Origin of the sequence: Pectobacterium nicotianae (assembly GCF_023272715.1) — a bacterium.
GTDB classification, from domain to species: Bacteria; Pseudomonadota; Gammaproteobacteria; order Enterobacterales; family Enterobacteriaceae; genus Pectobacterium; species Pectobacterium brasiliense.
In genome coordinates, this window is the sequence record NZ_CP096821.1 from 1761464 (window position 1) to 1775224 (window position 13761).

At 48.3% G+C, this 13761-nt stretch carries 16 protein-coding genes; 13 read left to right on the forward strand and 3 right to left on the reverse strand.

Annotation, left to right across the window (positions count from 1 at the left end; translation table 11 throughout):
• Positions 1-501 precede the first annotated feature (501 nt).
• From cheR to MYB54_RS07895, 7 genes are all read left to right on the forward strand, one after another.
• Positions 502-1374: a protein-glutamate O-methyltransferase CheR gene (cheR, locus tag MYB54_RS07865; protein ID WP_014915918.1), complete on the forward strand. Its 873-nt coding sequence runs from the start codon at positions 502-504 to the stop codon at positions 1372-1374.
• Entirely contained in the window at positions 1374-2426 is a 1053-nt protein-coding gene (locus tag MYB54_RS07870) for a protein-glutamate methylesterase/protein-glutamine glutaminase (protein WP_039273419.1), read from the forward strand. The genes cheR and MYB54_RS07870 overlap by 1 nt, the downstream gene beginning before the upstream one ends.
• 38 nt (positions 2427-2464) lie before the next feature.
• Entirely contained in the window at positions 2465-2854 is a 390-nt protein-coding gene (gene cheY / locus MYB54_RS07875; RefSeq protein WP_010279519.1) for a chemotaxis response regulator CheY, read from the forward strand.
• Positions 2855-2863: 9 nt separating this feature from the next.
• Entirely contained in the window at positions 2864-3508 is a 645-nt protein-coding gene (cheZ, locus tag MYB54_RS07880) for a protein phosphatase CheZ (protein WP_014915916.1), read from the forward strand.
• Positions 3509-3752: 244 nt separating this feature from the next.
• Positions 3753-4904 (forward strand): flagellar biosynthesis protein FlhB, encoded by a 1152-nt coding sequence (gene flhB / locus MYB54_RS07885; RefSeq protein WP_248721781.1) that lies wholly within the window; start codon positions 3753-3755, stop codon positions 4902-4904.
• On the forward strand, positions 4897-6981 hold the full coding sequence (gene flhA, locus MYB54_RS07890) for a flagellar biosynthesis protein FlhA (protein WP_039285772.1): 2085 nt from the start codon (positions 4897-4899) through the stop codon (positions 6979-6981). The genes flhB and flhA overlap by 8 nt, the downstream gene beginning before the upstream one ends.
• An 8-nt stretch (positions 6982-6989) precedes the next feature.
• On the forward strand, positions 6990-7397 hold the full coding sequence (locus tag MYB54_RS07895) for a flagellar protein FlhE (RefSeq protein WP_219606189.1): 408 nt from the start codon (positions 6990-6992) through the stop codon (positions 7395-7397).
• A 55-nt stretch (positions 7398-7452) separates the two neighbouring features.
• Here the strand turns inward: MYB54_RS07895 and MYB54_RS07900 are convergent, their stop codons facing one another.
• The 3 genes from MYB54_RS07900 to flgA all read right to left on the reverse strand — a co-directional run bounded on the left by MYB54_RS07900 (position 7453) and on the right by flgA (position 9002).
• Entirely contained in the window at positions 7453-7890 is a 438-nt protein-coding gene (locus MYB54_RS07900; protein WP_039285777.1) for a flagellar protein FlgN, read from the reverse strand.
• 5 nt (positions 7891-7895) lie between these two features.
• Positions 7896-8192 carry a flagellar biosynthesis anti-sigma factor FlgM gene (gene flgM / locus MYB54_RS07905; protein WP_014915911.1) on the reverse strand — a complete coding sequence of 99 codons (297 nt, stop codon included), beginning with the start codon at positions 8190-8192 and terminating at the stop codon, positions 7896-7898.
• 141 nt (positions 8193-8333) lie between these two features.
• A complete protein-coding gene (flgA, locus tag MYB54_RS07910) occupies positions 8334-9002 on the reverse strand; it encodes a flagellar basal body P-ring formation chaperone FlgA (RefSeq protein ID WP_039273432.1) in 669 nt (222 codons plus the stop codon).
• 165 nt (positions 9003-9167) lie between these two features.
• On the opposite strand from flgA, the gene flgB reads away from it, so the two are divergent.
• The 6 genes from flgB (at position 9168) to flgG (ending at position 13595) form a co-directional block, all read left to right on the forward strand.
• Positions 9168-9584, forward strand: coding sequence for a flagellar basal body rod protein FlgB (flgB, locus tag MYB54_RS07915; protein ID WP_010279550.1), 417 nt, complete (start codon positions 9168-9170; stop codon positions 9582-9584).
• Positions 9585-9612: 28 nt separating this feature from the next.
• Positions 9613-10017: a flagellar basal body rod protein FlgC gene (flgC, locus tag MYB54_RS07920; protein ID WP_010279553.1), complete on the forward strand. Its 405-nt coding sequence runs from the start codon at positions 9613-9615 to the stop codon at positions 10015-10017.
• A gap of 15 nt (positions 10018-10032) precedes the next feature.
• The gene (gene flgD, locus MYB54_RS07925) at positions 10033-10716 is read left to right on the forward strand and encodes a flagellar hook assembly protein FlgD (RefSeq protein WP_180788272.1); all 684 of its coding nucleotides are present in this window, start codon (positions 10033-10035) and stop codon (positions 10714-10716) included.
• A 74-nt stretch (positions 10717-10790) separates the two neighbouring features.
• Positions 10791-12008 carry a flagellar hook protein FlgE gene (gene flgE, locus MYB54_RS07930; RefSeq protein ID WP_014915907.1) on the forward strand — a complete coding sequence of 406 codons (1218 nt, stop codon included), beginning with the start codon at positions 10791-10793 and terminating at the stop codon, positions 12006-12008.
• 21 nt (positions 12009-12029) lie between these two features.
• Positions 12030-12785 (forward strand): flagellar basal-body rod protein FlgF, encoded by a 756-nt coding sequence (locus MYB54_RS07935; protein WP_014915906.1) that lies wholly within the window; start codon positions 12030-12032, stop codon positions 12783-12785.
• A gap of 27 nt (positions 12786-12812) precedes the next feature.
• Positions 12813-13595, forward strand: coding sequence for a flagellar basal-body rod protein FlgG (flgG, locus tag MYB54_RS07940; protein ID WP_014915905.1), 783 nt, complete (start codon positions 12813-12815; stop codon positions 13593-13595).
• The last annotated feature ends 166 nt before the right edge of the window (positions 13596-13761 follow it).

The window sequence follows — 13761 nt, forward strand, 5'->3', positions numbered from 1 at the left end:
ATATAGGCTATAAGTAACCCAAGCTGTAGGGACACTGAGCTAATCCCCAACTGCTGATATGTAGGCAGTTGGGTGATTGTTGACTCGCCATAATTTAGAAGAATGAAGATGCGAGTAATTGATCAGTGCACACTTAAGGTTGGTGAGTAATACAGCACTTGGTGCTTTGAAGCAGGGTAATTCATGATATTGTTCAATCTGTAACTTATGTTATGGATATGATGGGGTGAGGCTGGTTTTGGTATTAAAGCCAAATAATAAAGCAGGTAGCACAGCTGTGATGAGAGGGACAACGCCACCCGACAGCATGTGGCTTTGGTAGAACGAACACGCTGACCTGTTCAGTTTGCAGAACTTGCGGGGTGTATTACCAATACAGTGTCAGTTTTAATCGTAATGCGATGAGTAACTGACGAATGACAATAAAAACCTGCGTTAGCTGTAAAGGAAAGTTCAGATTGAAAAAAACCATAGCAAAAAACACTATTCGAGCGGTTTGATATGAAAAGTACACCGTCACAAAATCGCCCTGAATCTGCCTCTATTCTGACGCAGATGGTTGACAGATTGCCGTTGTCGGACACTCATTTCCGGCGGATCAGTCAACTAATATATCAGCGTGCCGGCATTGTTCTGGCCGATCACAAACGTGAGATGGTTTATAACCGTTTGGTTAGACGTCTCCGTTTGCTTGGAATCAATGATTTCGGTCAGTACTTAGCATTGTTAGAGTCAGATCCTAACAGTGCAGAATGGCAAGCCTTTGTTAATGCGTTAACCACTAACCTGACAGCGTTTTTCCGTGAAGCTCACCATTTTCCCATATTGGCTGAGCATGCCAGGAAACGTCCAAATGGCTACACCATCTGGAGTACGGCCGCCTCTACAGGGGAAGAGCCTTATTCGCTGGCAATGACACTTGCAGAAGTCTTAGGTAATAAAGCGAGCGGTTGTCAGGTATGGGCCAGCGATATTGATACTCAGGTATTAGAAAAGGCAACGGCTGGCATCTATCGTCAGGAAGAGTTGCGCTCTCTTTCTCCACAGCAACTACAGCGGTTTTTTTTACGCGGTACTGGGCCACATAGTGGTTTGGTCCGTGTTCGCCCTGAGCTTGCGTCAATGGTGCATTTTCAACAATTAAATCTGCTCGCACCTGATTGGTCCGTTCCCGCGCCATTTGATGCTATTTTTTGTCGTAATGTAATGATTTATTTCGATAAAGAAACTCAAGAGCGTATTCTCCGTCGATTCGTCCCGATGCTTAAGCCGGGAGGATTGTTATTTGCCGGGCATTCAGAGAATTTCAGCCAGATCAGTCGTGAGTTCTATTTGCGTGGGCAAACTGTATATGGGCTGGCTAAGGAAAGATAATGAGCAAGATAAGAGTATTATGTGTTGATGATTCTGCCCTAATGCGTCAGATCATGACTGAAATAATTAATAGCCATTCTGATATGGAAGTTGTCGCAACCGCGCCAGATCCATTAGTTGCTCGTGATTTGATTAAAAAATTCAATCCCCAGGTATTAACACTGGATGTTGAAATGCCTCGTATGGATGGGTTGGATTTTCTTGAGAAGCTTATGCGCTTGCGCCCGATGCCTGTTGTCATGGTGTCGTCCCTGACGGGAAAAGGCTCAGAAATTACGTTGCGTGCGCTGGAGCTTGGTGCGATTGATTTTGTCACCAAACCTCAGTTAGGTATCCGTGAAGGGATGCTGGCATACAGCGAACTGATTGCGGAAAAAATTCGTATGGCCGCGAAGGCGCGTCTGCCGCAACGTAGCGCTGGGGCAGAGCCGACAAAAATTATTCAGCATACGCCATTGTTAAGTAGTGAGAAATTGATTGCGATTGGTGCGTCAACGGGGGGTACGGAAGCGATACGGCATGTATTACAGCCCCTGCCGCCGACAAGCCCTGCATTACTGATCACGCAGCATATGCCACCTGGCTTTACGAAGTCTTTCGCCGAGCGTTTGAACAAGTTATGTCAGATTACGGTGAAAGAAGCAGAAGATGGGGAACGTGTTCTTCCTGGCCATGCATACATTGCACCAGGCGCACGCCATCTTGAACTGGCTCGTAGTGGGGCAAACTATCAAGTACGCTTAAATGATGGACCTCCCGTCAATCGGCATCGTCCATCAGTCGATGTGTTATTCCGTTCGGTTGCGCAATACGCCGGGCGAAATGCTGTAGGGGTAATCCTTACTGGGATGGGGAATGATGGGGCTGCCGGTATGTTGGAACTCCATCAGGCTGGTGCTTATACTCTGGCCCAAAATGAAGCAAGTTGTGTGGTTTTCGGGATGCCACGTGAAGCGATTGCGATGGGTGGCGTCGATGAAGTGGTGGATTTGCACCAGGTGAGCCAGCGTATGTTGGCACAAATCTCTGCCGGACAGGCATTACGTATATAAGCAGCTCTCGGTGAGCAATAAATATTTTAGGAGTAGGTATGGCCGATAAAGAACTCAGATTTCTAGTAGTGGATGATTTTTCGACGATGCGCCGAATTGTCCGTAACCTGCTGAAGGAACTGGGCTTTAATAACGTAGAAGAGGCAGAAGACGGCGCAGATGCACTGAACAAGCTGCGCGCCGGTGCTTTTGATTTCGTCATTTCTGACTGGAATATGCCCAACATGGATGGACTGGAGCTATTACAGACTATTCGTGCTGACGGCGCGCTTTCCAGCCTTCCCGTGCTGATGGTAACGGCAGAAGCGAAGAAAGAGAACATTATCGCTGCGGCACAAGCAGGTGCTAGCGGCTATGTAGTTAAACCATTTACTGCAGCTACCCTTGAAGAAAAACTGAGTAAGATTTTCGAAAAACTGGGTATGTAAGGGGATCTTATGACGCCACATATGCCGTCCGTGAACGACACAGCTTCAGCAACCGAGATCATTTCGCGTATCGGCCAATTGACTCGTATGCTGCGCGACAGTTTGAAAGAGTTGGGTCTGGATAATGCGATAGCTGAAGCAGCAGAGGCTATTCCTGATGCCCGCGATCGTCTTGACTATGTTGTCCAGATGACTGCGCAAGCGGCAGAGCGTGCTCTGAGCTGTGTAGAGGCTGCACAACCACGTCAAAACCAACTAGAAGCGGATGCTAAATCCCTGAAAACCCGTTGGGATGAATGGTTTGAAAATCCAATTGAACTGGCAGATGCGCGTGAATTAGTGACGGATACGCGTAGCTATCTTGAGGATGTCCCGCAGCATACCTCGTTTACCAATGCTCAGTTGTTGGAAATTATGATGGCGCAGGATTTCCAGGACCTTACTGGTCAGGTAATCAAGCGTATGATGGATGTTGTCCAGGAGATTGAAAAACAACTGCTGATGGTATTGCTGGAAAATATTCCAGAAAAACCAGATGCACCTAAGCGTGCAAATGATGGTCTGCTTAATGGACCTCAGTTGGATAAAGGTGCCGCAGGTATTGTTGCCAATCAGGATCAGGTTGATGATCTTCTGGATAGTCTTGGGTTCTAATGACTCTTTCTTCAAGAAAGGACGTTACTCTCTTTCTTGAAAAGATGACGAACACCATCACTCGGTTATTTATGGCCAGGGTTTATGGCCATAAATAGCTAAATTCGCTTTTCCCTTCCCCTTAATTCTTACTATGCGTTAAAGAAGCATGGGTTTTTCTCGTTGTTCCAGCCATAAAACTTTCTCGTATTTGTCATGCTAGGCAGCAAATTCCTATCCCGAAAGTCGTAACAGGAACGCCATAGTGGCTGAAGATAGCGATCTAGAAAAAACAGAAGCCCCCACTCCCCAAAAAGAGGAGAAGGCGCGTGAAGAAGGGCAGATCCCGCGATCGCGAGAGCTGACTTCTGTTCTGATGATGGTCGCAGGCCTGGCTATTCTGTGGATGGGAGGCGAAGTCATGGCCGGTCGATTGGCCAGAATTGTCTCGCAGTCGTTAAATTTTGATTACGCAACGATTGGCGATGATACCCAAATGTTACGGCATGTTGGTTCATTACTGCGTCAGGCTGCATCGGCGCTGATACCCATTATGCTAGGGGCTGTGTTGGTTGCGTTGTCTGCGCCTTTACTGCTTGGTGGGATATTATTTAGCACCAAATCATTAAAGGTTGACTTCAAAAAATTAGATCCTATTTCCGGGCTGAAACGATTGTTTTCTGCCCAATCGCTGGCTGAGCTCTTCAAAGCAATATTGAAGTCAGTCATGGTCGGGATCATTAGTACCTTGTTCTTGATTCATAACTGGCCGACGATATTGCATCTGGTATCCGAAGCGCCGATTGCGGCGATGGGGGATGCGCTGGAACTGGCCGTGATGTGTGGTTTTCTTATCATCATGGGGCTCATTCCTATGGTCGCTTTTGATGTGTTTTGGCAAGTTTGGAGCCACATCAAAAAGTTACGAATGAGCAAGCAGGAAATTCGTGATGAGCATAAACAGAGCGAAGGTGACCCGCATGTTAAAGGCCGTATTCGTCAGCAGCAGAGAGCCATTGCTCAGCGTAGAATGATGGCTGATGTGCCTAAGGCTGATGTGATAGTCACTAACCCGACGCATTATGCGGTAGCATTACGTTATGATGAGAAAAAAATGAATGCGCCGAAAGTGTTGGCTAAAGGGGCTGGTGAGATCGCGTTGCGTATTCGTGAGTTGGGGACCGAACATCGCGTTCCTATTTTAGAAGCTCCTCCGTTGGCGCGAGCGCTATTTCGCCATTCAGAGGTCGGACAGCATATTCCGGCTGCGCTATATGCCGCCGTTGCAGAAGTCTTAGCCTGGGTTTATCAACTGAAACGCTGGAAGCGGGAAGGTGGATTAATTCCTAGAAAACCGAAACATCTACCAGTGCCGGATGCACTGGATTTTGCTAAAGAGAATACTACTGATGGCTAATTTGGCCTCTTTGCTTCGTTTACCGAGTAATATGAAAGGTACCCAATGGCAAATATTAGCCGGACCAATACTGATCCTGCTGATACTTTCCATGATGGTATTGCCGCTGCCGCCATTCATTCTGGATCTGTTATTTACCTTTAACATTGCACTGTCCATCATGGTATTGCTGGTTGCAATGTTTACGCAGCGGACGCTGGAGTTTGCTGCGTTTCCTACGATTCTGCTGTTTTCTACGTTATTGCGTCTTTCGCTCAACGTTGCTTCTACCCGTATCATTTTGCTGGAAGGACATACGGGGACGGCCGCCGCAGGTAAAGTTGTTGAGGCATTTGGTCACTTTCTGGTAGGCGGAAATTTTGCCATTGGTATCGTAGTCTTTATCATCCTTGTCTTAATCAACTTCATGGTTATCACCAAAGGTGCTGGACGTATTGCTGAAGTCGGTGCCCGCTTTGTGTTGGATGGTATGCCAGGCAAACAGATGGCGATCGATGCCGATCTTAATGCTGGGATCATTGGTGAAGAAGAAGCGAAAAAGCGCCGTGCTGAAGTCACCCAAGAGTCAGACTTCTACGGCTCAATGGACGGTGCCAGTAAATTCGTGCGCGGTGACGCTGTCGCCGGACTGATTATCATGGTCATCAACATCGTTGGTGGATTAATCGTCGGTGTTGTCCAGCACAACATGCCGGTAGGGCAGGCCGCAGAAAGCTATACGCTGCTTACTATCGGTGATGGTTTGGTTGCCCAGATTCCTGCTCTGATTATTTCTACCGCAGCGGGTGTCATTGTTACTCGTGTGAGTACCGATCAGGACGTTGGCCAGCAGATGGTCACCCAGCTATTCAATAACCCACGAGTGATGGTGCTGAGTGCGGCGGTTATTGGACTTATTGGTCTGGTTCCTGGAATGCCCAATTTTGTCTTTCTGTTATTTACAGCATCTTTGTTAGGGCTTGCCTGGTGGATGCGTGGAGAACAGCAGAAAGAACCCGTGATGCAACCTATACCAGCATCAATGGAGAAGCATCAGGTTGTTGAAGCCAGCTGGTCTGACGTACAGCTTGAAGATCCGCTGGGTATGGAAGTTGGCTATCGATTAATCCCAATGGTTGACGCGCAGCAAGATGGCGAGTTGCTGGGCAGGATTCGTAGTATCAGGAAGAAGTTTGCCCAGGAAATGGGATACTTACCGCCAGTGGTTCATATCCGGGATAATTTGGAACTTCAGCCTGCCAGCTATCGCATATTGATGAAAGGTGTTGAGGTGGGTAGCGGTGAGGCTCATCCTGGTCGTTGGATGGCGATCAACCCAGGCAATGCGGTTGGCTCTTTGTCTGGAGATATCACGCAGGATCCGGCGTTTGGGCTGCCGGCGGTCTGGATTGATAATGCTCTCAAAGATCAAGCTCAAGCTCAAGGGTTCACGGTCGTAGAGGCAAGTACCGTAGTAGCAACGCACCTGAACCACTTAATTGCATTGCATGCCAGTGAACTGTTTGGACGGCAGGAAGCTCAGCAGCTGATGGATCGCGTTGCGCAGGAAATGCCAAAACTGACAGAAGATTTCATTCCGGGCGTAGTGACGTTAACGACCTTGCATAAGGTCTTGCAGAATTTGCTTAGCGAGAGGGTTTCGATTAGGGATATGCGTACCATCATGGAGACATTGGCTGAACATGCGCCGGTGCAACCAGATCCTTATGAACTCACTACAGTGGTTAGGGTTGCTCTGGGACGTGCGATTACCCAGCAGTGGTTCCCAGGAGACAGTGAACTTCAGGTTATCGGTTTGGAAGGTTCATTGGAACGCCTTCTGTTACAGGCGCTTCAAGGCGGCGGTGGCCTCGAGCCGGGTCTTGCCGATCGCTTGCTTGAACAGGCGAAACAAGCGCTACAGCGGCAGGAAATGTTGGGTGCTCCACCGGTTCTGCTTGTGAACCATGCTTTGCGCGCTTTACTTGCCCGATTCCTGCACCGTAGCCTGCCAAACATGGCCGTACTTTCTAATTTAGAAATCAGCGATCATCGCCAGATTCGTATGACATCAGTGATAGGGGAAGCTCAGAAGTGAGGAAGACGATGCATTCTCTGGCTGCAGTCGTGCTGGCATTCCCGCTCTGTGCTATCGCGACGCCAGGTAGTTGGAACGGAAGTATGCCGGGAATAAAACTTGATCATCGTGGCGAAATGGTTACGACGTCAGCTTTTGTTCCTAACATAGCCGTTAATCCAGATGAAATGATTACGACAATATATTGGCGGCAAGTGATTGATTCAGCGATACCAGTAGGGCTTGTTGTGAAATTGTGTTCACAATCCCCGCAGCGCTGTGTTGACTTAGACGGAAGTGGTGACGGGCAAACTCAAGCATTTGACGGATTAGCGGCTAATAATGAGTTTCGTTTTGTATACTACATTGAAGGGAATGGCCGTGTTAATCACACTTTCAGTGTGCGTACGATCGATATTGCGGTGAATTATAAGTAGTTTTCTAAGTGGCTGTTTAGATAAACAAAAGTCTCTGCCTAAAGCGCAGAGACTTTTAGAATGTTATTTTCCTACCGCCAACTGTTACACCTTTCGACTGACCGTCTGGGCCATACAATCCCTGACCATGACGGGGCTTCAATATGTTGATGGCTTCGTTCGTGTAGGCAATATGCCGGCTAAGCAGAAGACCATTGTGCTGATTCTGGTCATTCAAACGTCTGGTTAACTCTTGCACTTGCTGCCAGTAAGTCGACAGCTTTTCAATACCGTCATAAGGGGCTTGTAGCTTAAGAGTAGATTCAGTTGCATGACGCTGCGTTTCCAAATGCTGCATCGTCGCCAGCAAAGACGTTTTCTTCTCTGTTACCTGTTGCAGCGCGATGCTATTAATATGGCCAGCGCAAAGTAGGGTTTGCTCTTCGGACATAACAACATCGAGCTCACGTAGGTTGCTCAGCAGTTGATCTAAAATCGCTTGCAGATTTTCCATAACTATTAATTACCTGCTAAAAAATCCTGCGTCTCTTTAAGCAGCGCATCTGCGATTTTTCCGGCATCAATTTTAAGTGAGCCATCACGAATTGCCTGCTTTAAGGTTTCAACGCGGTTCATGTCGATGTCCTGCGTACCCGGTTGCATCAATTTTGCCTGCGCGTCGCTCAGTTTTACCTGTGTTGCGCTAACTTCAGACTGAGCTTCAGCTTGTTTACGTTTAGCTTTAGCGACATCGGCAGATTCGCGTTGCTGAACTTGACTGACCGGCTTCAGTGACTGGGTGCGATCAATACTCATAATACATCCCTCTGATTTGAGGATAAATGGTTAATCATCAATGTGTTACAGAATGTTCATCACATCGGTGTTCAATTTTAAAACGTCATCAGTAATGACTCTGTAACTATCATCGGCAAACATGAGCAAATCTTTAATTAATTACTGTGAGATCAGAATAATCCCATCTTCGTTTGTGATTCCGCTGACTATTTGTCCATTTGCCGTTCTGACTCTGACCGCTTGTCCGGCTGCCGCGTTGTTCATGGCTTTCCCTTCGCCATTAATTGTGAAGCCTTCCCCTTGGGCGATAATTTGCACTGACTGACCGGCCTTTACGACCCAGGCACGTCTGATCATAGACGCGGTAATAACCTGTCCGGGTGTAAGATCGCGCAAAAGGACTGCGCCCTCTGCGCCTGGTAACGTCAGTATAGGGCGCAACGGTAATAAATCGAGCCTGCCTTTTGTCAAACGAATGTCTTTTTCCGTCAGCGTGGTTCCACGATTTATAAGCCGTGCACTGGTGACATAATTCCCAGTTACCTGAACCTCTGTTTGAATGAAGCGACGCTGTTGTCCGCAACGCACGGACAGGCTCACATTACCCCACATTTTTGTATTTCCAGGCAGCGTGATTTGCGGCGCTTCGCACTGTGGCCATTGCGATTCTGGCGATTTTACCACAACGTTTACGGTATTCGTGCTTCCCTGAAAGCGTGAGGCAAAAAATTGATTGATCTGTGCAGGAAGGTCGTTCGCATTGACAGGGGCACAAAGGGTGATAAAACAGGACGCCGCCAGATAGAAGTAATAATGTATTGTTTTCATTCCTGTTCGGCTCTCCTGATCCTGATTATATCGGGCATTAAGTGTAACGATGTCAGCGTGAGGTTAAGGCAATAAATAGCGCTGCATTTGGTGTCTATTCGTTCGATGGCATAGTCATCATGAGAATTATCCTACTCACTCCAAATTCTAACTTGCGGAGGGAGCATGCTTGATAAATTAGACGCCTCGTTGCGGTTTCAGCAGGAAGCGTTGAACTTGCGTGCCCAGCGGCAGGAAATTCTGGCCGCGAATATTGCTAATGCGGATACGCCAGGCTATCAGGCCAGGGATATCGATTTTGCCAGCCAGCTCAGTAAAACGATGGAGCAAGGGCGGGTGAACGGTACGGGTATCGCGCTGAAGACCACATCTGTACGGCATATACCGGCACAGAATTTTCAGCCGCCGGAACTTGATTTGCTTTATCGCGTACCCGATCAGCCTGCGTTGGATGGCAATACGGTCGATATGGACCGCGAACGCACTAATTTTGCCGATAATAGCCTGAAATATCAATCCAGCCTGACCGTTCTGGGTGGACAGATTAAAGGCATGATGTCAGTCCTGCAGTCAGGTTCGTGATCGTAGCGCGATAGGAAGGTAAAGATTCATGTCGTTATTAAATATATTCGAAATCTCAGGCTCCGCGCTTTCTGCGCAATCTCAGCGTCTGAATGTGAGCGCCAGTAACCTGGCTAACGCAGACAGCGTGACGGGCCCTGATGGCGAGCCTTATCGCGCCAAACAGGTGGTATTCGAAGTGAATGCCGCTCCGGGGCAGTCTACAGGTGGCGTACGCGTTTCCAATGTTATTGAAGATCCATCACCTGCTCGTCTGGTTTACGAACCGGGCAATCCGCTGGCTGATGGGCAGGGATACGTTCGCATGCCGAATGTTGACCCAGTGGCTGAGATGGTAAACACCATTTCTGCATCGCGCAGTTATCAGGCAAACGTCGAAGTGTTGAATACGACAAAATCGATGATGCTGAAGACGTTAACGATCGGGCAATAATCGGGAGACGAAATAGTGTCTGTAACAATTAATGATACGTCCTCGGCAACGAGAACACAGAGCACGTCGAGTACTTCGCCGACAACGACGGTAGAGAAAAACAGCGGTGCTGACCTACAGAATCAGTTTCTGACACTTCTGGTTGCACAGTTGAAGAATCAGGATCCGACAAATCCGATGAGCAACGATCAGTTGGTCAGCCAACTTGCTCAGCTTAATACGGTCAGCGGTATTGAGAAGTTAAATACCACATTGGGCTCTATCTCTGGTCAGATCAATAACAACCAATCCATGCAGGCAACAACGCTGATTGGTCACAGTGTCATGATCCCTGGAAAAGACATTCTTGTTGGTAAAGAAACCAGTACCCCCTTTGGCGTGGAACTGGAAAAAGCAGCAGAGACGGTTACCGTCACCGTTAACGATGCAACAGGTAAAGCTGTTCGCACGATCGAACTGGGCACGCTTTCAGCTGGGGTTCACTCATTCAACTGGGATAGTAAACTTTCTGATGGCACGGTTGCGCCTGATGGGGCTTATACCTTCACTGTTGCTGCCAGTACCGGCGGCGCACAGCAAGTTGTTCAGCCACTGAGCTATGCGGTTGTAAATAGTGTCGTTCGCGGCGAGAACGGTGCATTGCTGGATTTAGGACTGCGCGGCAGAGCCACTATGGACGATGTCCGGCAGATTCTGTAACGGTATAAATTTCATGTTATTCCAGTAAAACTCACTATCTGGAATATGACTTAATCAATTCTCTGGAGAGCGACATGGGTTTTTCTCAGGCGGTCAGTGGTTTAAACGCGGCATCTAATAACCTGGATGTTATTGGTAATAACATCGCTAACTCAGCGACAGTGGGTTTTAAATCCGGGACCGTCACATTTGCTGATATGTTTGCGGGCTCTAAAGTCGGTATGGGTGTGAAGGTTGCATCTGTATTGCAGGATTTTGGTAACGGTACTGTGACTTCGTCCTCACGAGACCTGGATATTGCGATTAGCGGCGGTGGTTTTTACCGTCTGCAAGACACCAATGGCTCGACTTATTACAGCCGTAATGGTCAGTTCATGCTGAACGGTCGTAATATCGTCAACGCACAAGGTATGCAACTGACGGGTTATCCGGTCGCTGGCACGCCGCCAACGGTGCAAACAGGTGCCGATCCAGTACCATTGACTGTTCCTGATGGAGACATGCTGGCGAGCGCAACGACAGTTGCATCAATTAAGGCTAACCTGAAATCTTCAGACCCGATTCCCACAAACGCCTGGGCTACAACGCCTGGTGCGGAAGGCACCTACAACAGTAAAACTGCACTAACAACCTATGATAGCCAGGGTAACGTGCATAACTTCACCCTGTATTTTGTTAAAACGGCAAACAATACATGGCAGACGTATGCTAAGGATGACTCCATAACTCCAGCCACGTATCAAAATGCGGGGACGTTGAATTTTGGAGCGAACGGTGCATTAAGTTCTACTGGTGCGACCGCCCACACGCCTTTTACTATCAACCTTGTTGGGACGAATGGTGCTGCTACAGGCACATTCACCCTCAATTTGACTGGTAGCGTGCAGCAAAACACGGAATACAGCTATAAGAGCCCAACCCAGAACGGTTTCGCTCCAGGATCGCTGACAGGTTTTGCTATTAATGACGACGGCACGATCGAAGGTAACTACAGTAACGGTCAGAAGCAGGCGCTGGGTCAGATCCTGCTGGCTAGCTTTGCCAACCCAGAAGGTTTATCGCCTGAAGGGGATAACGCCTGGTCTGAAACTGCGAGCTCTGGTCAGGCTGTCATTGGTCTGGCAGGTACCGGAAGTCTGGGTAAACTGATCGGCAAATCTACCGAAAGTTCAAACGTTGACCTGAGTAAAGAGCTGGTCAGCATGATTGTTGCGCAGCGTAACTACCAGTCAAACGCACAAACTATCAAAACGCAGGATTCCATTCTGCAAACGTTGGTTAGCCTGCGTTAATTATCCTAACGGGGACATTGCATGGATCACGCGATTTATACGGCAATGGGTGGCGCGAGTCAGTCATTGGAAAAGCAGGCAATTACTGCGAACAACTTGGCTAACGCCTCAACGCCGGGTTTCCGGGCACAGCTTTCCGCACTGCGTGCTGTACCGGTAAATGGGTTGACACTGCCTACCCGAACGTTGGTTGTCGCTTCAACGCCTGGCGCTGATATGACTGAAGGCGTGATGAATTATACTGGCCGTGCAATGGATGTCGCTTTACCGAAAGAGAGTTGGCTGGCAGTACAAACAGCTGATGGCGGTGAAGCGTACACCCGTAATGGTAATATGGAGATCAACGCTGATGGGCAGTTGACTATTCAGGGGCGTGTTGTGATGGGCGATGGCGGGCCGATTGATGTGCCGCCGCAGGCTCAGATCAGCATTTCTCCTGATGGTACGATTTCTGCACTTAATGCTGGGGATCCTCCGAATACGATTGCCCAGTTGGGGCGTTTGAAGCTTGTTAAGGCTACCGGACAAGAAGTTGAGCGGTCCGATGACGGATTATTCCGCTTGACGCAACAGGCTCAGCAACAACGTGGTAATGTTCTGCAAAACGATCCTACCGTGCGTATTATGCCGGGTGTGATCGAGGGCAGTAATGTGAACACGGTCGATACGATGGTCGATATGATTGCCAATGCTCGTCGCTTTGAAATGCAGATGAAAATCATTAGCAGCGTCGACGATAATGCACAACGCGCTAATCAGATATTAGCAATGGGTTAAGCGCCGAGTGCGCACAGGAGTGAATAAATGATCCGTTCTTTGTGGATTGCAAAAACCGGCTTGAATGCTCAGCAAACCAATATGGACGTTATTTCCAATAACTTGGCAAACGTCAGCACCAATGGTTTCAAGCGTCAGCGTGCGGTATTTGAAGACTTGATGTATCAAACAATTCGTCAACCCGGAGCTCAATCTTCAGAGCAAACCATGCTACCGTCCGGCTTGCAATTAGGTACGGGTGTTCGTCCGGTATCAACAGAGCGTATTCATACTCAAGGGACCTTTTCCGAAACGGGCAACTCTAAAGACGTTGCGATTAAAGGTCAGGGATTCTTTCAGGTCCAGTTGCCTGATGGGACAACGGCTTACACGCGTGACGGTGCCTTCCAGCTTGATGGTAACGGCCAGTTAGTAACGTCTAGCGGTTATCAGGTTCAGCCTGCTATTACTGTTCCGGCGAATGCAACAGAACTGAATATCGGCCGTGACGGTATTGTCAGCGTTAAAGTGCAGGGACAGGCGGCAACAAACCAGATTGGCCAGTTGACGCTGACAACCTTTATTAACGATAGCGGCCTTGAAAGCATTGGTGAGAACCTGTACCTGGAAACGGCGAGTTCTGGTGCGCCAAATGAAACGAACCCAGGTTTGAATGGCGCAGGTCTGCTGTATCAGAAATATGTCGAAACCTCCAACGTCAACGTGGCAGAGGAATTGGTATCGATGATTCAGACTCAGCGTGCTTACGAAATCAACAGTAAAGCAATTTCTTCTTCTGACCAAATGTTGCAGAAATTGACCCAACTGTAATGGGTAACCCGCTAATTTCAGGAGCGGGTGTTCTGGCTCCTGATAGTAGCAATGTAGACAGTGTTTAACGGGGTAATGATGACCATAAGCACCCGATGAGTGGGCTAGTATGGTTTTGATTTACCCCGTGAATATGTGAAATAGATTAATTTAAGGCGATATCCGC

Excerpts from the sequence above, each read along its gene's own strand:
- cheZ (WP_014915916.1), top strand. The coding sequence starts at position 2,864 with ATGACGCCACATATGCCGTCCGTGAACGACACAGCTTCAGCAACCGAG.
- flgA (WP_039273432.1), bottom strand. The coding sequence starts at position 9,002 with ATGAAAACAATACATTATTACTTCTATCTGGCGGCGTCCTGTTTTATC.
- flgB (WP_010279550.1), top strand. The coding sequence starts at position 9,168 with ATGCTTGATAAATTAGACGCCTCGTTGCGGTTTCAGCAGGAAGCGTTG.
- MYB54_RS07900 (WP_039285777.1), bottom strand. The coding sequence starts at position 7,890 with ATGGAAAATCTGCAAGCGATTTTAGATCAACTGCTGAGCAACCTACGT.
- MYB54_RS07870 (WP_039273419.1), top strand. The coding sequence starts at position 1,374 with ATGAGCAAGATAAGAGTATTATGTGTTGATGATTCTGCCCTAATGCGT.
- cheY (WP_010279519.1), top strand. The coding sequence starts at position 2,465 with ATGGCCGATAAAGAACTCAGATTTCTAGTAGTGGATGATTTTTCGACG.
- MYB54_RS07935 (WP_014915906.1), top strand. The coding sequence starts at position 12,030 with ATGGATCACGCGATTTATACGGCAATGGGTGGCGCGAGTCAGTCATTG.
- flgE (WP_014915907.1), top strand. The coding sequence starts at position 10,791 with ATGGGTTTTTCTCAGGCGGTCAGTGGTTTAAACGCGGCATCTAATAAC.
- flgG (WP_014915905.1), top strand. The coding sequence starts at position 12,813 with ATGATCCGTTCTTTGTGGATTGCAAAAACCGGCTTGAATGCTCAGCAA.
- cheR (WP_014915918.1), top strand. The coding sequence starts at position 502 with ATGAAAAGTACACCGTCACAAAATCGCCCTGAATCTGCCTCTATTCTG.
- flgM (WP_014915911.1), bottom strand. The coding sequence starts at position 8,192 with ATGAGTATTGATCGCACCCAGTCACTGAAGCCGGTCAGTCAAGTTCAG.
- flhA (WP_039285772.1), top strand. The coding sequence starts at position 4,897 with ATGGCTAATTTGGCCTCTTTGCTTCGTTTACCGAGTAATATGAAAGGT.
- MYB54_RS07895 (WP_219606189.1), top strand. The coding sequence starts at position 6,990 with ATGCATTCTCTGGCTGCAGTCGTGCTGGCATTCCCGCTCTGTGCTATC.
- flgC (WP_010279553.1), top strand. The coding sequence starts at position 9,613 with ATGTCGTTATTAAATATATTCGAAATCTCAGGCTCCGCGCTTTCTGCG.